At 41.9% G+C, this 21,608-nt stretch carries 15 protein-coding genes; 2 read left to right on the top strand and 13 right to left on the bottom strand.

The features are described 5' to 3' along the window. Positions 1-15 precede the first annotated feature (15 nt). On the top strand, positions 16-1,134 hold the full coding sequence (locus ACRWQN_RS09080; protein WP_434940516.1) for a peptidase C39 family protein: 1,119 nt from the start codon (positions 16-18) through the stop codon (positions 1,132-1,134). Between the two features lie 930 nt (positions 1,135-2,064). Here ACRWQN_RS09080 and ACRWQN_RS09075 read toward each other — a convergent pair. After that, entirely contained in the window at positions 2,065-2,799 is a 735-nt protein-coding gene (locus ACRWQN_RS09075) for a hypothetical protein (RefSeq protein ID WP_434940515.1), read from the bottom strand. Positions 2,800-3,943: 1,144 nt separating this feature from the next. Here ACRWQN_RS09075 and ACRWQN_RS09070 point away from each other — a divergent pair. Beyond that, positions 3,944-5,014: a DUF5694 domain-containing protein gene (locus ACRWQN_RS09070; protein WP_434940514.1), complete on the top strand. Its 1,071-nt coding sequence runs from the start codon at positions 3,944-3,946 to the stop codon at positions 5,012-5,014. A gap of 753 nt (positions 5,015-5,767) precedes the next feature. On the opposite strand, the gene tilS is transcribed toward ACRWQN_RS09070, so the two are convergent. The 12 genes from tilS to ACRWQN_RS09010 form a co-directional block, all read right to left on the bottom strand. Beyond that, a complete protein-coding gene (gene tilS, locus ACRWQN_RS09065; RefSeq protein ID WP_434940628.1) occupies positions 5,768-7,147 on the bottom strand; it encodes a tRNA lysidine(34) synthetase TilS in 1,380 nt (459 codons plus the stop codon). 111 nt (positions 7,148-7,258) lie between these two features. Beyond that, entirely contained in the window at positions 7,259-10,735 is a 3,477-nt protein-coding gene (gene dnaE / locus ACRWQN_RS09060; protein WP_226410292.1) for a DNA polymerase III subunit alpha, read from the bottom strand. Between the two features lie 198 nt (positions 10,736-10,933). After that, positions 10,934-11,569, bottom strand: a complete 636-nt coding sequence (gene rnhB, locus ACRWQN_RS09055; RefSeq protein WP_434940513.1) for a ribonuclease HII — start codon at positions 11,567-11,569, stop codon at positions 10,934-10,936. 32 nt (positions 11,570-11,601) lie between these two features. Continuing rightward, positions 11,602-12,750, bottom strand: a complete 1,149-nt coding sequence (gene lpxB / locus ACRWQN_RS09050) for a lipid-A-disaccharide synthase (RefSeq protein WP_434940512.1) — start codon at positions 12,748-12,750, stop codon at positions 11,602-11,604. Between the two features lie 8 nt (positions 12,751-12,758). Further along, a complete protein-coding gene (gene lpxA / locus ACRWQN_RS09045; protein WP_226410295.1) occupies positions 12,759-13,529 on the bottom strand; it encodes an acyl-ACP--UDP-N-acetylglucosamine O-acyltransferase in 771 nt (256 codons plus the stop codon). After that, complete coding sequence (gene fabZ / locus ACRWQN_RS09040) at positions 13,526-13,987, bottom strand: 3-hydroxyacyl-ACP dehydratase FabZ (RefSeq protein WP_434940511.1); 462 nt, start codon at positions 13,985-13,987, stop codon at positions 13,526-13,528. Before fabZ ends, lpxA begins: the two co-directional genes overlap by 4 nt. A gap of 43 nt (positions 13,988-14,030) precedes the next feature. Then, entirely contained in the window at positions 14,031-15,053 is a 1,023-nt protein-coding gene (gene lpxD, locus ACRWQN_RS09035) for a UDP-3-O-(3-hydroxymyristoyl)glucosamine N-acyltransferase (protein ID WP_434940510.1), read from the bottom strand. Positions 15,054-15,078: 25 nt separating this feature from the next. Continuing rightward, positions 15,079-15,576: an OmpH family outer membrane protein gene (locus tag ACRWQN_RS09030; RefSeq protein WP_434940627.1), complete on the bottom strand. Its 498-nt coding sequence runs from the start codon at positions 15,574-15,576 to the stop codon at positions 15,079-15,081. A 65-nt stretch (positions 15,577-15,641) separates the two neighbouring features. Next, positions 15,642-18,125, bottom strand: coding sequence for an outer membrane protein assembly factor BamA (bamA, locus tag ACRWQN_RS09025; protein WP_434925826.1), 2,484 nt, complete (start codon positions 18,123-18,125; stop codon positions 15,642-15,644). 30 nt (positions 18,126-18,155) lie between these two features. Beyond that, a complete protein-coding gene (gene rseP, locus ACRWQN_RS09020; protein WP_434930016.1) occupies positions 18,156-19,526 on the bottom strand; it encodes a sigma E protease regulator RseP in 1,371 nt (456 codons plus the stop codon). A gap of 11 nt (positions 19,527-19,537) precedes the next feature. Then, a complete protein-coding gene (gene ispC, locus ACRWQN_RS09015; protein WP_434940509.1) occupies positions 19,538-20,728 on the bottom strand; it encodes a 1-deoxy-D-xylulose-5-phosphate reductoisomerase in 1,191 nt (396 codons plus the stop codon). A gap of 5 nt (positions 20,729-20,733) precedes the next feature. After that, positions 20,734-21,591: a phosphatidate cytidylyltransferase gene (locus ACRWQN_RS09010; RefSeq protein WP_226410301.1), complete on the bottom strand. Its 858-nt coding sequence runs from the start codon at positions 21,589-21,591 to the stop codon at positions 20,734-20,736. Positions 21,592-21,608 lie beyond the last annotated feature (17 nt).

Genomic DNA, 21,608 nt, shown 5'->3' with positions numbered 1-21,608 from the left:
AATTAAGTCACTATCGTGTTTACCAATCCGAGCCTACTCATGCTGCTGCGTCAAGCTATTCTAAGCGACCTCCCCCAACTCAATACCCTTGAAACGAATGCGTTTAGTGGCGACAAAATCAGTTCTCGACAAATGAAACGCTTTATTAATTCACCATTAGACTGCTTATTAGTCGCCGAAATCGACGGTATCATCGCCGCTTATGCATTGGTGCTTTTTCATCGTGGTACTCGCCTAGCAAGGCTGTATTCAATTGCCGTAGCGGCTGAATTTAGAGGCCGTAACATTGCCTTTGAACTTGTTACCCGCTGCGAGCAAACGGTGGTCGAACGTGGCTTCATTACATTACGCCTAGAAGTAAGAAACGACAATATCGCCGCCAAAAATCTTTATTTAAAAATGGGTTATAAGGTACTAAAAACCTTAGTGCATTATTACGATGATTTGGCCGGCGGCGTGCGCATGCACAAACGCTTAGACCCACCAGGGCCAAGTAAAGTCATCAAGATGCCTTTGTTCGTGCAAACCACTCCTTTTACCTGTGGTGCCGCCTGCCTAATGATGGCCATGAGCGCCGTAAATCAGCGTTACCAACCTAGCCGCATTGATGAGTTAAGCATTTGGCGTGAAGCCACCACTATTTTTATGACCAGCGGCCATGGGGGTTGCAGTGTGCATGGTTTGGCTTTAGCAGGGGTAAAACGCGGGTTACAGCTTGAGGTTTACAGCCAATCCACTTCTGTGCCTTTTATTGACAGCGTACGTGACAGCAATAAAAAAGAAGTAATAACCCTAGTGCACAATGAATTTTGCCAGCAACTGACCAGCCAGAGCATTCAAATGCACAATGCATCGCCAAGTTTGGCTCAGCTTCGAGACTGGATAGATAACGGCTATGCGGTCTTACTGATGATCAGCACTTACCGCTTTAATGGCGAAAAAGGCCCGCACTGGGTCATTCTAAGCGGTTATAACGAGCAGTTTATGTTTATTCACGACCCATATGTTGTCGCTCAAAAAGATGCAATTAATGCCGCTTATGTGCCAATAAGCCAATCTGAGCTGGCGCAGGTAATGCAATATGGCAAACAGAAATTAGTGTCTTGTCTAGTGGTTAAATCGGCGTTGGCTTAATCGTTAAGTTTTTTATGGCCTACCGCCATAGCTGGCTTTTTCAAATTTCGTTTGAATTGTGAACGCAAGGTTCCAGCTTCATCAGACTAAATTTACTGCCATTCAGGTAGTGTTGTTGACTTGGGATCCAGCTTTATTTCACGTCATTCCGGTAATGCTGTTGAGCCGGGATCCAGCTGTTTCTTTTGTTGTTTGTGCTTATGACCTGCGGCCACTAACGTCGTGGCGCTGGACCCACACCAGACCAAGAGGCCATCACAACTCCAACGAAAGCTAGCGAGGCATCCATGCCAGGCTCACGGGTTCTCGGAATAAAGAGTCTCGATAATCTCAATTCAAACGTTAAACCCCAGCTTTTTCTTACTGTATTGTTACGAATGAAGTTAAATCGAAGATGTGAAAATTTCGGGTGCAGATGAGCCAGCGAGTATCCAAAACAGGGCGAAGTTTCACTAAGTGAAACATTTTTAAGCGAGAGGCATGAATCCCGAGCTGGCTGTTTAACATGGATGTTATTAGTTTGGTTATGCCACACGGGTGCTGATTTGAAAATCAAGAGCCAGCGGCTCGCTGGATAATCTGCAAATAGGGTAGCTCTTTCACATCCATGTGATCACGACATTCAGTTCATCCTGAACATCCCTGCAGCAGGGCAATGGATTAGATTGAAGTCACAGACTGACTTAACCTACTCAATATAACTTGTATTAAAACATTGAATTAAAGCTATAAAGTAGATTAAAGTAGATTAAAGTAGATTAAAGTATCAAAAGTTAAGGATAAAGTTGGGAAACCTCGAGCACAATCATCGAGCTCACCATTTAGGGAAGATAAAGCCATTCAATAACATGCGTCTATTGACTACCCTAAAATGTTTACCCTGCCCTCCACTAATTTCGTCGTTATTAATTCGTCGTTATTAGCAATTAACTAGAAATAGCTTGTGAACACAACTCTGATTTTTGGATCCAAATAATTATTTTTAATTAATATTTCCATCATTTGGTTTACCCTAGAAAGCCTATACTTCAGACTATTATTAGAAACATCAATATCTTTGCATTCACCAGCAAGAAAAACCAAATACTCAATCTGCTTTGCAAGCGTTTCTACACGAGCTACAAAATCTGAATCCAAAATGCCTTTATTAAGAAATAAGTCAACGTTATATTCATTTTTCATTGCTTCAGCAAAAATAATCCAATGGCCAAACTTTGCTAGGTTAGCAATAGTAATTATTTTATCTTGAGAAAGCTGAATACCTATATCACCTGTTTCCTTGGAAAGATTGCATTGAAAACTAATACCTTGATCATGGAGGCGTTTGGTGACATTTTCTGCAATATGATGAGCATATATTGGCTCAATGATAAGACTAATTATAAAATCAGAGCAAGCTCTAAATTCTGCTAACGCCTCAGACTTTAATGTAGTTTTCTTTTGTAATCCTAATGAATCTGTATGTTGGTGGTATAAAAACCAAATTGTTGTAACAGCAACTAGAGGAGATACTAATGCTCCTATACCAGCCAACATAGAAAAAAACTGACTCCACCGTTCATGATCTTCACTTAAAACGTTTCCAAAATAGCTTGAGTAAACAAACAGAAAGATACAAACAACAGCTGCATATAACAGTAACGACCCTTGTATTATTTTCTTCACTAAAGTTTATTCCTTGTTACATTGCTCAATTATCACATAGACGCATTACGCCTGTATTTGCGGTTGGTTTGGAGCACAGCGGAAAATCAGTCCGACAACATGCACTTGTATACGCCCAGCATGGGCATAAACTAACGAGGTGAAAGTCCTCTGTAGGAAGACTACCGATCAATAACATGCTGTTATTAAACGTTAACTACTAGCGAATGGCAAGGGCTTATCTGCGAGAATCGGTCTATAGGAAGCCGCTAGCAAATTCCCGAGCTGATGAACAAGAACATCAAAATTTGTCGGATCAGGGTAAACTTTTATAAAATGAACCTTCCAACCCGCTTTTGTCCAAATGCAAGGTTAAATATGCCAATACGGTCTCGACTGTTAATTTTGCCAAATCCGGCAGGCTACTCAAATACTGTAAAGGCTAACCATGAGTATTTGCGAGACGACCGTCCGTCCCATGGATGGGTCGGCCGAGCTATAGGGATATACTTGCGCGTGTCGGTGAGCAAATGTCATGGTAAGCCTGAAGATAGAGTTTCAGCCAGCTCATTGTTGTCCAAAAATGAGGTTAAATCGAAGAGGCAATAATTCAGGTGCAGATGAGCCAGCGAGTATCCAAAACACTGTTTTGGTTAAGCCCACATGGAAGCTGATTTAAAAATCAAGAATTGGCATCTCGCTGGATCATTTGCAATAAAGGTCGCTCTTTCACATTTATGTGATCACGACATTCCGTTCATCCTGAACATAGGCATGCAGCAGGAAATAAGTCCCCATGAACTGTTGGGCTAGCCAAACTCACAATTAAAACAAACAGATCCCTTGCTGCCCAGCTTGGGCTAAATAGCGCTTTTGGCAGGAAGCCAAGCCACTCATAATTTGAAATAACGACATCACTCTTTATTATTCTAATTTCGATTAGCACATCTGACATTTCAAACAGAAAATTAACTGGGATAGCTCATTCTATTGACTGCTAATAACAGTAAATAGTCTTTTTGAGCTTGATCAATACAGCAGGAAATTATCTTTTTTACAAAAAACAAGTGTTAGATTAACTTAAGTATCTGTTATTTAGCATGTTCGTGTGTCACATTAGCGATAAGGGAAATACTAACGATTTAAAAATTAAAGGAGTAACTTAATGTTGAGATTCTTTTTACTCAGTTTATTTATATTCATCTCTGACTTCGCTAATGCGGACCAAGACATACATAAATTAAATGAGAAAGTTAAACACAAAACCCAGGTGATGATTTTTGGCAGCATTCATCTCAATAGTATTGAAAACAAACTCAATAGAGATACGCTGTTGCCTATTCTCGATTTACTCGAAACTTATCAGCCAACCGCCATAGCAGTAGAGTCATTAAGAGGTGAGGATGTTATCACCATGCAAAATGGCTCGACAGAATATAAAGAGATTTTGACAAGTTATGTCGGTGAGACGTTACTGTCGTTAGCAAAAAAAGAGCAGCAAATCCTAGCCGTTTCGTCAACTGAAGCAATCATTAAAATGAATGTTCTTTTAGAAAATTCCGAACTGAATGTAGAGCAAACCGTTGAAGTGATTAAAGTCGCTATTGCTGGATATTATCCGGATACAGCTGCACTACACTGGCAGTATTTAAATAAAACTTCAGCAGCTCATTCAATATCACCTGAGTTACAGCTTTATCTCAATCAGCGCATATCAAGCAATAATGAAAGAATCACCATTGCCACCGCTTTAGCCTCTAAGATAAACCTAAATCGTCTTTATCCAATAGATGATCACCTAGATAAAGATATGTACCCAAATATGGTTGAAAAGTTAATGCCTTCATATGAAAAATCCAAATATGCAAAGCAACTTCTTGAAAGTGAGTATATCAATAAACCGCAGATACTGAGAGACCAAGCCCTGAAATCAGGTAATTGGCTACCCTTATTTTTATGGATAAATAGTAAAGAATATAATGCCGATGTTATTAATAAAGATTGGATTCTGTTTGCTGACAAAGATTTAGATCCGAAAGCTGGTTTAGCAAGGATTGCGCTATGGGAAATAAGAAACCTTAATATGGTGTCGAATATTATGCGGGTTGTCGCAAGTCATACTGGAGAAAGAGTCATTATCGTTGTTGGTTCTACACATAAAGTCTTTTTAGAACAGTACTTGTCTAACATGATAGGAGTCGATGTTATTCAATTCACTGAACTAGTCTCTAAATAGCACCAGTATTAATACCTGTTTCCACTATCACCTGGCCGCACCAATTTGAGCCTGCTAGCTCTGATCATGTGATTTTAGTGCTCCGAGACCTTGGTAGGCAAAGTTAAACACACCAATCATTAATAGTTGAATTAGGTACATACGGTTACTAAAATGCAATGTAGTTTTCGATCTCAAGCTATTGCAAAGTAAGCTATTTATTTACAATGGAAAGAGTCTACATAACCTCAACTCGGGTTAAGAGATGGGCTCAATAAGCTGAATTCAACAGATTTAGCTTATTTTCTAGCAAACTTGTCGTTTGTTTTGAAAACAAGGCGTATTAACACGTCAATAACTGGCCTATTGCACGTGCTCTTGTGTAAAAAATAACGCAGTTAGCAAGACAAAGGGCTGTTTGGTAAGCGTTCATTATCCCGAGCTGAGGTTACATCTGCATATGGACATTGATAGCTCTGACTATGTAGTATATTTCGTCACGACAATACGATATAAACAAACCGTCAGAGCGATATCATTCCATTACTCTAGCTAAAAGTTCCATCAGCTTAAGATTGCCACAAATCAACATAACAAAACCATTAACGCGTTGGTTAGTTGAATCATTCCTTCGAACTCATTTTTGACCAAACATGGATTAACACAAAATTTTTATCTTGTACTTGTATAGATCTTTTTCTCACCGTAATAGATTCCGCTAAATTGAAAATTGCTGATGTTTATAAGCAAGCGAGTATCCAATCACATTCACAATTAAAACAAACTGATCCCGTTTTGCCCTGATTGGGCTAGATAGCGTTTATCTACCCATAATCCGATAGCGCCAACTAAGACTTCGTCATAAAACACTAATGGAATATGCTGGCGACGCCAGGAGGGGATATTGCACTCTTGCCACAGCTTCTTTAGCTCACGTGGTTTAACGCGATGTGAACTGGCAAATTGGGGATGGCATTTAATTGAACCTGTAGCACCAAAACGAATGGTCACTTTACTGCTGGTTAATGGTAAAGCGAGTAAAGGCTTATCAGCAAATGTTTCTATTTTTACAAGACATTGATGTTGACCAACATCCATCTTTAACACTGTCACATCGCCGTTTATAAGGCTGATAACGTCAGCACTTAGTTGGGCTGATTCTGGCGTATCAAGCTCACCGGTGTTAAGCACATAAGCAACTCCAGCAAAGCGTTTAACTTGATAACTGCCCCATTGAATTGACACATTAGCATCGTCTTTGGCAGCTAACAGTTGTGACAACATCTGCTGTAATTGTGCTTGTGACGGTAAGCTAGCCCCACAGTGAAGTAAATATCCGCGGAACAGTAATGCTTGCCAGGCTTTTGTTAATTGTTCAAAACCTGCGAGCTTAAAGCCACTTGATTCAGTAAGTAATGCATCATCATCGCTTGCTAACACTAGCCATTGGGGTAAGCGATGACTGACTTCATCATCAATAACTTGCTGTTGCTCGGCGCACAAGGCTGCACTTCTGGCTGCGGTTGTGGCGATACTTGGCCAGCGTTGTTTTAAGCGTGGGATAATGTCTAGACGCAGAAAATTACGATCATAACTGTCGTCTTGATTACTTTCATCTTCAATATGGGTCAACTGCTGTTGAAGGGCAAATTGCTCTATTTGATCTCGGCTGATGTCTAATAATGGTCTCACTAACCAAGCTTGCTTATAAGCTTGTATGGCGCCCATTGCACCAAGTCCTTTAGGGCCTTGGCCGCGCTTTAATGCTAGCAATAGCGTTTCGAGTTGATCATCTTGATGATGGGCGGTAAGTAAAATATCACCTGGATTAAGATAACGGTCAAATGCTTGATAACGGGCGTCTCGCGCTTGCGCTTCTAAACTTTGCCTTGGGCCTTTATCAACGCTAACGCGCTCAATTTGTACTGGCAATTGGTAATGCCCTGCGCGGGTTATGCAGTGTTGCACCCAGGTATTGGCATTGGCGCTGAGCCCATGATGTATATGAATAAGTAAACAGGCAATGTGTGGATGTTTGTGTGCAAAGGCACTCAGTCCATAGGCTAAGACTTCTGAATCAACCCCGCCACTGTAAGCCAGTACTAACTTAGCCGCAGGGTCACCCTGCACTGTCGTCAATTGATAAAGAGGCATTACCGCTTGTTCTAGCAAGCTCAGTAATTGCTCTTTGGTCATGTGCGCTGAAGCTAAACTATTTGAAGCAGGGTTACTCGAAGCTAAGTTATTCGCTGTCATGGTGCACGCCTAGTTAAAGACAATTTTAACATTAGTGGAACCCAGTTGTGTTTCTAGGGCCAGCATCAAATCATCTGATGGATTAACGCGCCATTCATCACCTAGCACTAACCTTCCTGCAGCTGCATTTTTGGTATAATTTATCACTACTGGCACAGCGCCTGATTTCCACGGCATTAGTATTTGCTGAAAATTCGTTAACCATTCGGGCGATAATATATCTGCATGGATATTGAGTTCAACCGCTTTAGCAAAATGGCTTCTTGCTTCACCAATTTCAATGATATTACGGCCATTCATGCGATTGCCACCGGCAAAATCATCATAGCTAACATCACCTTCACAGATTAAAATACGATCTTTTTCAAGTAAATGGCCGAATTTTTCAAATGGTTCAGTGAATAACATCACCTCTAAGCGAGCACTTTTATCATCTAATGTCACCAAGCCCATCTTTGAGCCGCGCTTGGTGATCATCACGCGGGTGGCAACCACTAAACCCGCCACTTTGACCGTTTTACCGCGCTCAGTCGGGTGAATGTCTTTTAAGCGAGCTGAAGTATATTGTTTCAACTCAGCTAAATACTGATTAATCGGATGGCCGGTCAAGTACAACCCTAGGGTATCGCGCTCCCCTTCTAACCATATTTTGTCTGGCCAAGGAGTACATTCAACAAAATTTTGCTTATTATCGTCTGGCTCGTCATTAAGCAAACCAAACATATCATGTTGACCGATTTCTTGCGCTTTCGCGTGTTGCGCTGCTGCGCGAATGGCTTCAGGTAATGTGGCCATCATTGAGGCACGATGCGGGCCAAGATCATCTAATGCGCCGGCACAAATCAGTTTTTCGATAACCCGTTTATTGAGTTTTTTTAGATCGATACGGGCACAAAAATCAAATAAATCGATAAAAGGTCCATCTTTGCGCGCTTCAAGAATAGAATCGACAGGGCCTTCACCCACGCCTTTAATCGCACCTATGCCATACACAATATTCAAGTCATCATCAACGGTGAACTTGAATTGACCTTTGTTCACATCGGGCGGAATAAGCGGTAATCCCATACGCTCGCATTCATCAACCAAGGTAACAATTTTATCTGTGTTATCCATATCAGCCGACATTACCGCGGCCATAAATTGCGCTGGATAATGGGTTTTAAGCCACAATGTTTGGTAAGAAACTAATGCGTAAGCAGCAGAATGCGATTTGTTAAAACCATAACCGGCGAACTTTTCAACCAAGTCGAAAATCTTCATCGACAAGTCGCCGTCAACGCCGTTATTAATCGCACCTTCTTTGAACGTGCCACGCTGCTTAGCCATTTCTTCGGGCTTTTTCTTACCCATAGCTCGGCGAAGCATGTCCGCGCCGCCTAGGGTATAACCCGACAGCACCTGGGCAATCTGCATTACCTGCTCTTGATACAAGATAATGCCGTAGGTCGGTGACAGTAATTCTCTTAACGATTCATGCTGATATTCAGCATCGGGATAAGATACGGCTTCACGACCATGTTTACGTTCGATAAAGTTATCTACCATGCCTGATTGCAAAGGCCCTGGGCGGAAAAGGGCTACCAGTGCAATCATGTCTTCAAAACAATCGGGCTGTAGACGTTTAATCAGATCTTTCATGCCGCGAGATTCTAACTGGAATACTGCGGTGGTTTCATAACGTTGTAGTAATTTAAAGCAAGCGGGATCGGCCAGCGGAATCGCTTCGATGCGAACCGGTTCTTTACCTTGTTTGGCTAGGCGCGGATTGATCATCTGCAATGCCCAGTCAATAATGGTTAAAGTACGTAAACCCAAGAAGTCGAACTTAACTAAACCGGCGGTTTCTACGTCATTTTTATCAAACTGAGTGACCGGGTTTAACCCTTCGGCATCACAATATAGTGGCGCAAAGTCCGTTATGCGAGTCGGTGCTATCACCACACCACCGGCATGCTTACCCGCGTTACGCGTCACACCTTCTAAGCGGCGACACATGTCGATAAGCTCTTTGACATCTTCATCAGCGGCGTAGGCTTCAGGCAGCGCAGGTTCAACTTCAAACGCTTTAGCCAGTGTCATGCCGGGTTCTGCGGGGATCATCTTTGTCAGACGTTCAACAAACCCATATGGATGACCTAATACACGGCCAACATCGCGTACAACCGCTTTAGCCGCCATAGTACCAAAAGTAATAATTTGCGATACCGCTTCACGGCCATACAGCTCGGCTACATGGTCGATAACCTCATCGCGGCGATCCATACAAAAATCGACGTCGAAATCGGGCATGGATACACGTTCAGGGTTTAAGAAACGCTCGAACAGTAAATCATATTCAAGGGGATCTAAATCAGTAATTTTAAGCGCATAAGCGACTAACGATCCCGCACCTGAACCACGACCAGGGCCAACGGGAATACCTTGATCTTTACCCCATTGAATAAACTCCATCACAATTAAGAAGTAACCCGGGAATCCCATTTGGTTGATGACTTTTAGCTCAATCTCTAGGCGTTCATCGTACTCAGGCCTTCTTTGGGCTCTCACGGTTGGATCTGGAAATAAAAACTCAAGGCGCTCTTCTAACCCTTTAACTGACGCGGCAACCAAGAAGTCTTCTATTGATAGGTCGCCCGTTGGAAAGTTCGGCAGAAAGTATTCATATAATCTAATGGTAACGTTACAGCGTTTGGCTATTTCGACACTATTGCTAATCGCTGAAGGAATATCTTTAAAAAGCTCACACATTTCATCTTCGCTGCGAAGATACTGGGCGTTACTGTAGGTTTTAGGGCGTCTAGGGTCTACTAGGGTATAGCCATCGTGAATAGCGACGCGAATTTCATGCGCTTCAAAATCATCGGCTTTTAAAAACACCACCTGGTTGGTAGCAACTACAGGAATGCCTGTCTTGGCGGCAAGTTCAACCGCCATGTGTAGATAGCGCTCTTCATCTGCACGGTCGGTGCGAATGAGTTCAAGAAAATAGCGATCACTAAAATGCGTTTGATAGAAGTTGACGAGGTCGTCAACTTGGCCTTGGTTGCCTTTTAATAAAGCTTTACCTATATCGCCCTCTTTAGCACCCGATAAAAGCAAAATCCCTTTGTTATAGGTCACAAGCCAGTCTTGATCGATAACGACTCGACCATCAACTTGACCGCGAAGATAGGCTTCACTGATTAACTGAGTGAGGTTTTGGTAACCGTCGTTATCCATTGCAATAATGGTAAGTGCACATAATTCTTTTTCAAAACCAGGCACTCGCATCCAAAAGTCAGCACCGACAATAGGTTTAATACCCACTGCATGTGCGCCACCATAAAACTTCACTAAACCACAAAAGTTGTTTTGATCTGTCAATGCGATCGCGGCCATCCCCTGCGCTTCTGCTGCTGCTAAGATAGGTTTCACCTTAGCGACACCATCTGTCATGGAATAGTCACTGTGGACACGCAAATGCACAAAACGAGGATCGGACATAAATAAAATTCTTATTTTTCGAAGGAAAAAAGATACAAACAATGCAGTTGAAATTATTAATCACACTAGCAAACATTCACATTACAGCCAATGCTTATTCAAACGTGAAACTATCGAGATTAACACCTAGAAATAAAGACGGCTAAGATTTAAATGGCTTCATAGCGGTATGATTTAAAATCATTAGGATCTAGGTAATTACTTTGCCGTGTTAGCTAAACATTCTGCAACCGGTTTAAAGCTTTTTCGATGTTCATCTATGGCACCGAACTTTGCAAGTGCTTCAAAATGTGCTTTTGTAGGATAGCCCTTATGCTTAGCAAACCCATATTGAGGATACTTGGCATCAAGCTCATCCATCTCTTTATCTCGGGTCACTTTAGCAATAATGGATGCAGCACTGATTGCAGCAACTAAGCCATCGCCTTTAATAATTGCATGGGCAGCAATGCCAAAATCAGGTACGCGATTACCATCGACTAATACGCGTTCAGGTACAATATCCAAGCCAGCAACAGCACGTTGCATGGCTAACATGGTCGCTTGTAAAATATTAATTTGATCAATTTCGGTCGGAGTTGCCCGGCCAACACTGACCGCAAGCGCATTGGCTATAATATCTTGATACAGTGAGTTGCGCCGTTTTTCAGTCAATTTTTTAGAATCGTTTAAACCAATTATGGGTTTAGTGGGGTCTAAAATAACCGCGGCGGTAACCACATCTCCCACTAAAGGACCACGGCCAACCTCATCAACACCGGCGACAATACCCTCTGAAATTATCGCCACTTGCTCTGGGGTGATCTGTTTTATCACTTGCGGTAATGTCGACATATTTGGTTATCCTACTCATTAGCCTCAACAGATTACTGCGTTGGCAATAAGGCCACTACAGCATCGGCAGCACGTTCGCTGGCGTTACATTTAAGTAATTGATGTAACTGCTCAAATTTTTCATTCAGTGGCGAAAAATCTTGATTAAGTTGTTTAATCACCGCATCTGCAATTAACTGCGGCTGGCAATTGGCTTGCATCAATTCAGGCACTATTGTTTCGTTAGCCAGTAAGTTTGGCAGCGAATAGTTTTTGATTTTCATCATGCGAATAGCAATGGCATACGTAATAGGGCTAACGCGGTAAGACACCACCATAGGGCGCTTGACCAACATAGCTTCTAATGTCGCGGTGCCTGATGCTAATAAAATGCAATCTGCAGCAGCCATCACTTCCCTTGATTGCCCCTCAATAAGTTCAACCTCTAAATCTGGCGCATGTTCAGCCAATGCGGCTAAAAACTGTTGCCGACGCGCTTCATTAACTAATGGGGTAACAAACTTTATATCGGGAAACTGTTGTTTAACTAACATTGCTGCTTTAACAAATGGCTCAGCGAGTTGCTTTAACTCCCCTCCACGAGACCCAGGTAAAACTGCCAAATATTCTGCATCAGGATCTAAATTAAGCAACTTACGTGCTACAGCTTTATCACTTTTAAACGGAATATCATCAGCTAAAGTATGGCCTACAAACGTACAGGGTACGTTATGTTCGTCATAAAAGGCTTTTTCAAATGGCAGTAAAGACAGCACCATATTAGTGGCTTTGGCAATTTTAAAAACCCGTTTAGGACGCCATGCCCATACTGAAGGGCTAACATAATGAACAGTTTTGATGCCTTTATTTTTAAGTTTAAACTCAAGGCCAATATTAAAGTCAGGCGCGTCGATACCAATAAAGCAATCAGGCTTGATAGCAGTAATCTTATCTATCAAAGTAGCACGCACTTTCAATAGCCGTGGCAAGCGCGATAGCACTTCAACAATGCCCATCACCGCTAATTCCTCTATCGAAAACCAAGACTGAAAGCCTAACTTTTCCATGCGAGGGCCACCAATGCCAACAAACTGTGCATCTGGATAGCGTTGCTGTAAGGATTTGATTAAACCTGCACCTAAAATATCGCCGGAGATTTCTCCGGCGACCATGGCAAATATACGGGGTTTTGAATCGTTCATTAGATCACTTAACGAATAATGCCACGGGAAGAGTTAGTAATAAAATCAACCATGGCTTGAACATGGGGGTCATTATCAGCATCAGGTTTTATTTCGGCTAATGCTTCTTCAAGGGTTAAATTTTTACGGTATAACGCTTTATATGTACGGCGTATAGCATGTTGGGTTTCTTTACTAAAACCACGACGCTTTAAGCCTTCAACATTTAATCCGCGTGGAATTGCTGGACTACCAGCGGCCATCACAAAAGGCGGCACATCTTGGAAAATAGTTGATGAGCCTGCGGTAAATGCATGGGCTCCAATATGCACAAATTGATGCACGCCGGTCATGCCACCTAAAATAACATGATCATGTACATGGACATGTCCTGCTATAGAGGCGTTATTTGCCATAATGACATGGTTACCGACTACACAGTCATGTGCGACATGCACATAAGCCATTAACAAGTTGTTTGACCCTATACGAGTCTCGCTATTGTCTTGCACTGTACCACGGTGGATGGTGACAGATTCACGGATAATATTGTTATCACCCATAATTAGACGAGTCGGTTCGCCTGCATACTTTTTATCTTGGCACTCTTCACCTACTGAGGCGAACTGAAAGATACGGTTACCTTTACCGATAACCGAAGGTCCTTTGATAACTACGTGCGAGCTAATCCAAGTATCATCGCCTATTTCTACATCAGCACCGATATAACTCCAAGGTCCAATGGTGACATTGTTACCAATTTTGGCATCTGGATGAACGAAAGCTAATTTATCTATCACGTTTGAATCTCTCTTCGGGCACACATAATTTCAGCAGAACACACAACAACGCCATCAACGCGAGCTTCGCCTTCAAAAACACCAATTCCACGACGCTCTTTAATCATTTTCACATGGAAATGGATTTGATCGCCTGGCTCAACAACGCGTTTAAAACGCGCTTTGTCGATACCCGCAAAGTAGTACAACACATTAGGCAGCGGCTCTGTACTCATAGTTTTAAATGCTAATAAGCCTGTAGCCTGAGCCATTGCTTCTAAAATCAATACACCCGGCATAACAGGCGCAACAGGAAAATGACCTTGAAAAAATGGTTCATTAATTGTCACGTTTTTTAACGCGTGTAAATGGTCACCCACGGCGTAATCTAACACTCGGTCAATCAATAAAAATGGATATCTATGGGGAAGATACTTAAGGATTTCTTTAATATCCATTGTGTTTAATTCGTTCGACACTCTTGTTTCCTTAACAGGTTCAATGAGAGGTTTAATATGACAGTTAATCTTGTTTTTGCGTATTCTCAAGCTGTTTAACTCGAGCAAACAATTCATCCAATTGACGGAAGCGCACGGTATTGCGTCGCCATAACTTATTCTCCATTGCTATGGTAGCAGAAGAATATACACCTTTATCACGAATAACACTGGTCACATTAGTGCCACCCGAGATATGCACGCCATCAGCAATACTGATATGGCCTGAAATACCGCAACCACCACCTATAATACAATATTTACCAATCGTTGAACTGCCGGCAACAATGGTTCCGCCAGCGATAGCAGTGTTTTGACCAATCACCACGTTATGGGCAATTTGAACTTGGTTATCAATAATAACACCGTCATGAATTTCGGTATGGGATAACGCGCCTCGGTCAATACTGGTAGAAGCACCAATTTCAACACGGTTTCCAATTCTAACACCCCCTGTTTGAGGGATTTTTATCCAATTACCATGCTCGTTGGCATAACCAAAGCCATCAGAGCCAATAACCGATGCGGAATGAATAGTACAGTCGGTACCAATATGGACATTATGGTATAGAGTCACATTAGCCCATAGGCAGCTATTTTGACCAATAATGCTAGACTCGCCAACCACAGAGCCAGGACCTATTTGCACATTATCACTTAAAATAACATTGGCACCAATCACAGCATTTGCGCCAATTGACACATTTTCACCGAGTTTAGCACTAGCATCTATTTGTGCACTTGGATGAATACCAACAGCCGCTTTAGGCGAGGTATCAAGTAATTGTGCCACACGCGCAAAACCGACATAAGGGTCAGCAACAATAATTGCTGTCCCTTTATAATCTGCTGCATCTTTTTCAGTAAGCAATACCGCACTCGCTTGAGTTGCCTCAAGTTGAGCACGGTACTTACTGTTGGCTAAAAAAGATAATTGGCCTTCTATTGCATCTTCTAAAGTGGCTACACTCATCACAATTTGGGTATCATCACCGCGAACTGTGGCATTTAGCAGTTGGCCAATTTCTTTTAAAGTCACTTGTTGCATAGTGTTTCTCGCCTTAAATTCGGGCTTATTTACCTTTACTTAACGCTTCAACCACTTTACCGCTAATATCAGCGTCTGGCTTAACAAAAATAACTGCACCGCGTTGTAATACCATGTCATATTTTTCTTTCTCAGCAATGGCATTAATCGCTTTTTGAACTTGTACTAACAGTTTATTTTGCTCTTCACCTTGACGACGACGCATGTCTTCGTCAAGCGCTTTACCTTTTAATTGAAACTCTGACTTTAGCGATTCCATTTTACGAACCATTTCAGTCTTTTGAGTCTCACTCATTAACGCACCATCACGTTGCTGCTTTTCAACCAATGAACGCATTTCTTCCTGCATTTTTTGGACTTGAGCAACACGATCACCAAATTCAGCTTTTAATGATTTTGAGATTTGTTCACGTTGTGGCAATTGTTCAAATACTTCGCCCATATCCACTACAGCAATGTTTTCAGCGTGCGCCATGATTGGTGCAGCTAAAAAAGCCAATGTCACTAATGCGCGATTTACCATCTTTTTCAAAGTAGACTCCTTGTTAATAAATACTTGTTCAGCAAAGCCTGCTGAGTTTATTTGTTTTAGAACGTTTTGCCAATATTGAACGAGAAAATCTCTGTTTCATCATCTTCGTATTCTTTCAGCGGCCATGCCAAACTAAAGACCATTGGGCCCATAGGAGACAACCATTGCACACTCATCCCCCATGAAGCACGAAGACGAGCAGGATCACTGTAATCTTCAAGCTTATTAAATTCTTCCGATGGAAGATTTCGATAAGATTCATAGTCAAACTCGGTATCCCACACGTTACCGGCATCAACAAAGAAACTGGTACGAACTGAATTGGTATAAGCTTCATCAAGGAATGGAGTAGGAACGATTAACTCCATACTTGCTGTTGCGATGGCATTACCACCGATAGAGCGGCCCTGGCTAACCTGAATTTGATTAGGCTCTCCAGGTAAGCTACAGCCATCACCTGAAGCATCTGGAGCACATGACTCACTGCCACGCACTAAATAGAAAGATCTAGGACCAACAGAGTTGGATTTAAAACCACGCAATGAGCTACTGCCACCTGAGTAATAGTTTTCCCAAAATGGTAAAATTTGATCGTTATCATTAAACTGACCAAAGCCGTTGGCATAACCTAAACGTGCGCGAGTCAAAAAAACAAAACTGTGGGTACGCGTTAATGGAAAGTAGAAGTTAGTATCAAAGTCAGTTTTAAAATATTGTAGATCAGACCCAGGTACCGTCATTTTACCATTCAAACGCTGTGACGAACCATCCGTTGGGAAGGTACCACGGTTTAAGGTACTTCTAAACCAACCACCATTTAGTTCAAAATTATCAAACGATAAGTCAGAATTTGGATCTTCACTGTCACGATAAACATTATAAAAACGCAATGCCTGCTCGTAAGCAGATATTTCAGAAATGGCATTATGACGATACCCAACACCACCGTTTAAGCGATTATATTCATTTATAGGAAAACCTGAATTTAATGACACACCATAAGAGTTGTTCTTGTAGCGCTCTAAGTTTGCTTCGTTTGCATCAAACTCGCTCCAGTAAACACTGCCCCCTAAACTCACACCATCTTTAGTAAAATAAGGGTCAGTAAAGGAAAGATTAGCGCTTTTTGAATACTTGTTTGTGTTAACACTTACACCAGCTTGATTACCTGTACCAAGAAAGTTGTTTTGCTCAACACCAAACTGCAAGCTTATACCAGATTCAGTACCATAGCCTACACCAGCATTAAACGAGCCTGATGGCTGCTCTTTGACCGACACAGCCACATCAACCAAATCATCACTGCCTGGTACTTGTATTGTCTCAGTATCAACTGTCTCGAAATAACCTAAACGGTTCAAACGAGCTTTGGACTGCTCAATTTGAGCGGAATTCAACCAAGCACCTTCCATTTGACGTAACTCGCGGCGCATGACTTCATCTTTTGTGACTGTGTTACCGGTGAAGTTAATTGAGCGAACATAAACACGTTTACCTGGCTGAACATTGACATTTAAGACAACTTCTTTATTTTCATCGTCAATTTCTGGGTATATTTTCACTTCTGGATAAGCATAACCAAAACGGCCAAGGTACTTACTGTACATTTCTTCGGTGTATGTCACATCCGCACCGTTATACATACTGCCAGCTTTAAGCGGCAATATTGCATTCATTAGCTCTTCTCGGCCCATTAAATCGCCGGTGAGATTGACTTCTTTAATTTTATATTTTTCGCCTTCATCGACGTTGATCGTAATGTAGAGTCCTTTACGGTCAGGGGTCATAGCAACTTGCGTTGAAGTCACATCAAAACGAATATAACCTTGATTGTGGTAATAAGTTTTAATGGTTTCTAAGTCAGCTTGTAACTTTTGTTTTTGATAGCGACGTTCACCAAATAAATCCCACCATGCAACAAAGTCTTTCAACTCAAGCATGCTAATCAATTCAGAGTCAGTGAAAACCGTGTTACCAACCACGTTAATTTGACGAATTTCAGCCGCTAGACCTTCGGTAAAATTAAACTGCAACTCCACTCGATTCCGCGGTAAGTTAACAATTTGAGCTTCAACTTTTGCGCCGTACTTACCGACACCATAGTAGAAATCTTGTAAGCCCTTTTCGATGCCTGATAACATTGTGCGGTCTAAAGACTCACCAATTTTGACACCAGAACCATCAAGACTCTCTTGAAGCTGCTCATCTTTAATATCTTTGTTACCTTCAAACGTCACCGCACTAATCGTCGGGCGCTCTTTAACGGTAACGTACAACACGCCATTTTCATGACTGACATTAATGGTTTCGAAATTAGTCGAACCATATAAGCTTTTTATCGCCTGTTGTATTTTAACTTGATCAACTGTGTCACCGACTTTAACCGGTAAATTTAACAATGCAGCTCCTAATGCTACACGCTGTAGACCTTCAACTTGAATGTCTGTGACTTCAAATGGTTGGAATGTATTTGCCCAACCGCTTCCCGCATAAGACGCACCGACGAATAACATCGAGGCAAAAATTTTATTCAATCTCATAGAGCACTTCTAATTATTTGTCTGTCCTGCTCAGAGTCGGGCAAAATCGTTGAAAAGCGCTACGCTCATCAACATTAGCAGCAAAGCTGCGCCGAACCTGAATCCAATTTCCTGTACCTTTTCAGGCACAGGCCTACCCGTAATCACTTCAATAAAGTAATACAGCAAGTGTCCACCATCTAGCACAGGTAAAGGCATTAAGTTAATAATGCCTAAGTTAACGCTAATTAGTGCGATAAACCCAAGAAAGTACACCAATCCGTAATTTGCACTGGCTCCTGCACCTTGCGCAATCGAAATGGGACCACTTAAGTTTTTCACCGACACATCGCCGGTAAATAATTTGCCGATCATTTTGAAACTAACCACCACTAGCTGCCACGTTTTATCAGCTGCGGCGGAGACGGAATCTATCATGCCATATTGTAACTCAAAGCGCATATTTTCAGGCCACTGCGCCGCGGTAGGACTAACGCCTATAATACCAATGACGTCGCCGCTATCATTTTTTTGAGCTTGAGGAACAACTTCAACTAAACGCTGCTCACCTGCCCGCTCAATTAACATAGCTATTGGTTTATTGGCTGACGTTTGTATCACATCAACAAACGCATTCCAATCTTTGTAATCTTGTTGATTAATACTTAAAATTCGATCGCCAAGCATTAAACCAGAAATTTGTGCTGCGCTGCCATCACTTATGGCGGCTATAACGGGCTCAATACCAGGTCTAAATATACCTAAGCCTATAGCGGTAATGGGTGACTCTTTCTCTGGATCAAACTGCCATTGACTAATATCTAATTCGTAAGTAGTTCCAGCGACCTCGCCCCCTTCCAATCGAGATAATGGTGCAAGCGTAATATCGACTTGCTCATTACCTATGTGGCCCACCAAGGCTAAGTTGACTTCTTCCCAATTGCGTACCTTCTGCCCAGAAACGGCAATTATTTGTTGCGGTTCTGACAGTTGAATAATCGCAGCAGGAGAATTTGCTTTAGTGGTATCAATGACGGGTTTAACTGACGGCACACCGATTAAGTACATGCCATAAAGTGCAATTATTGCAAAAATAAAATTAGCCATAGGACCGGCTGCCACAATCGCAATGCGTTGCCATACATTTTTACGGTTAAATGCTTGGTCAAGCATTTCCTCTGGCACAGTATCAACCCGTTCATCGAGCATTTTGACATATCCACCTAATGGGATCATTGCCACCACATACTCGGTGCCATCTTTACCGACTTTACGCCAAATAGCTTTACCAAAACCAATAGAGAATTTTTCGACTTTCACGCCACACTTACGTGCAACCCAAAAGTGGCCATATTCATGAACGGTAATTAAAATGCCTAAAGCGACAATAAACGAACCTAAATTCCAAAAAAAATCGAACATCTTGCTCCTGATTACGCCAAGGTTTTTATCGCTAACATCGCTTGTGTTCTTGCTTCGCCGTCGAGGCGAATAATATCTTCAATTGAATTCAATGCCGCGGGACTGACTGAAACAAGGCACTGTTCATTTATTATTGCGATATCTGTAAATTTAATTCTACCTTGTAAAAAAGCTTCTACCGCAATTTCATTAGCGGCGTTTAACACTGTTGTCGACTCTTGGCCTTGTTTACATGCATCAATCGCTAACTTTAAACAAGGGAAACGATTAAAATCAGCTTCAAAGAAACTTAACTGTCCGACTTTGAAAAAATCTAAAGGTTCAACTCCAGCCGAAATTCTTTGCGGATAGCTCATACAATGAGCAATCGGCGTACGCATATCAGGATTACCCATCTGCGCGATAACGGAGCCATCTTTATATTGCACCATTGAGTGAATAACGCTTTGGGGATGGATAACTACTTTTAACTGTTCTGGACGAGTATTAAACAGCCAGCGCGCTTCGATATACTCTAACCCTTTGTTCATCATTGAAGCTGAATCAACGGAGATTTTTCGTCCCATTGACCAATTGGGGTGGTTACAAGCTTGCTCTGGACTCATGTGAGGAAATGACGCTAAATCTGCAGTTAAGAACGGACCGCCTGAGCCTGTTAATAAAATATGTGAAATCCCTTCTCCAGCAATATCGCAATAACCTAAATTAGCTTGCACAGCTTCAGGCATACACTGAAAAATAGCATTATGTTCGCTGTCTACGGGTAATATTGTCGCCCCTGATGTCTTTGCGGTGTGCATAAAGAGTTCACCAGACATGACCAGCGCTTCTTTATTGGCTAGTAGCACCCGTTTGCCCGCTTTTACTGCTGCAAAGGTTGATACAAGCCCAGCTGCGCCGACAATTGCAGCCATAACAGTATGCACTTCTTGGCTGGTCACCAATCCAATCAAATCTTGCTCTGATGTGGTGACAATGGTTTTGCACCAAGCAGGTAAAGATGCTTTGAGTTTTACAGCGGCCTGCTGATTAACCATGTGAGCATAAACAGGTTGATGAGTCACACATAAAGCATGCATTTTCTCAACACTAGAATTGGCAACTAAGGCGTAAACACAAAACTTGTCAGCATTTGTTGCTATTACACTTAAGGTACTTGCGCCAATAGAGCCCGTTGCGCCAAGGATAACCATATTTTGCATCAAAATTACATCCACATCGCAATGTAAATGAGCGTGAATACAGGCAATGCAGCAGTTAGGCTATCAATTCTATCCAAAATACCACCGTGACCAGGCAAGATACTGCCTGAATCTTTAATTTCTGCCACACGTTTAAACATACTTTCTGATAAATCACCAAATGCAGAGGCTAATGCGGTAATAAGGGTCACCACAACTAACAGTCCGACCTCTTGCTCAGGAGAAACATACATCACAGCAGCAACGATTAACATAGTGGTTAACAATCCACCGGCTAAACCCTCTAAGGTTTTTGCTGGACTGACGCTTGGCATCAACTTATGTTTACCTAAAGTGCGCCCAGCAAAATAAGCGCCGGTATCGGTTGCCCAAACCACTAGCATGACAATAAACACTAACCAACCACCAAAATAAGGCTCAGCATGACTGCTTAATGACTTGAGAGCGATTAAGGACACAAAGCAAGGGATCAACGTCAATTGGCCAAACATGGATTTAAACATGTGGCTATCGCGCCAGAATTTAGCACTTTTAGGAAAACTAACCACCAAGATAGTGCTGAATACCCACCAGACAACACCAATACTGATAATCGCTAAAAACATTGGATTAATATGACCTTTAAACCAAAGACTGTCGGCAGGAAACATTACATTAATGACGACCAGTAAAATGGTAACAGTGACGGTAAATGACCACTGGGTAACATTACACTCCTTATCAATAAATCGGCCCCATTCTTTTGCTGCAATCGCAAAGATGGGAACTAAACACCACGCAAAATAAACCGTAGGTACCCAGAAAATACCGGCTAATACTAGTGGGATTAAACAAAGTGCTGTTATTATTCGTTGTTTTAGCAAAAAAATAATCCTTTTAA

Source organism: Shewanella sp. HL-SH8, from assembly GCF_051165765.1.
Taxonomy (GTDB): Bacteria; Pseudomonadota; Gammaproteobacteria; order Enterobacterales; family Shewanellaceae; genus Shewanella; species Shewanella glacialimarina.
The sequence above is the reverse complement of the archived record's forward strand: the minus strand, read 5'-3'. Positions and strand labels throughout refer to the sequence as shown.

What these genes read in the sequence shown, in the direction of transcription:
- ACRWQN_RS09070 (WP_434940514.1), top strand. Translation starts at nt 3,944, where the DNA reads ATGTTGAGATTCTTTTTACTCAGTTTATTTATATTCATCTCTGACTTC.
- tilS (WP_434940628.1), bottom strand. Translation starts at nt 7,147, where the DNA reads ATGCCTCTTTATCAATTGACGACAGTGCAGGGTGACCCTGCGGCTAAG.
- dnaE (WP_226410292.1), bottom strand. Translation starts at nt 10,735, where the DNA reads ATGTCCGATCCTCGTTTTGTGCATTTGCGTGTCCACAGTGACTATTCC.
- rnhB (WP_434940513.1), bottom strand. Translation starts at nt 11,569, where the DNA reads ATGTCGACATTACCGCAAGTGATAAAACAGATCACCCCAGAGCAAGTG.
- lpxB (WP_434940512.1), bottom strand. Translation starts at nt 12,750, where the DNA reads ATGAACGATTCAAAACCCCGTATATTTGCCATGGTCGCCGGAGAAATC.
- lpxD (WP_434940510.1), bottom strand. Translation starts at nt 15,053, where the DNA reads ATGCAACAAGTGACTTTAAAAGAAATTGGCCAACTGCTAAATGCCACA.
- ACRWQN_RS09030 (WP_434940627.1), bottom strand. Translation starts at nt 15,576, where the DNA reads ATGGTAAATCGCGCATTAGTGACATTGGCTTTTTTAGCTGCACCAATC.
- bamA (WP_434925826.1), bottom strand. Translation starts at nt 18,125, where the DNA reads ATGAGATTGAATAAAATTTTTGCCTCGATGTTATTCGTCGGTGCGTCT.
- rseP (WP_434930016.1), bottom strand. Translation starts at nt 19,526, where the DNA reads ATGTTCGATTTTTTTTGGAATTTAGGTTCGTTTATTGTCGCTTTAGGC.
- ispC (WP_434940509.1), bottom strand. Translation starts at nt 20,728, where the DNA reads ATGCAAAATATGGTTATCCTTGGCGCAACGGGCTCTATTGGCGCAAGT.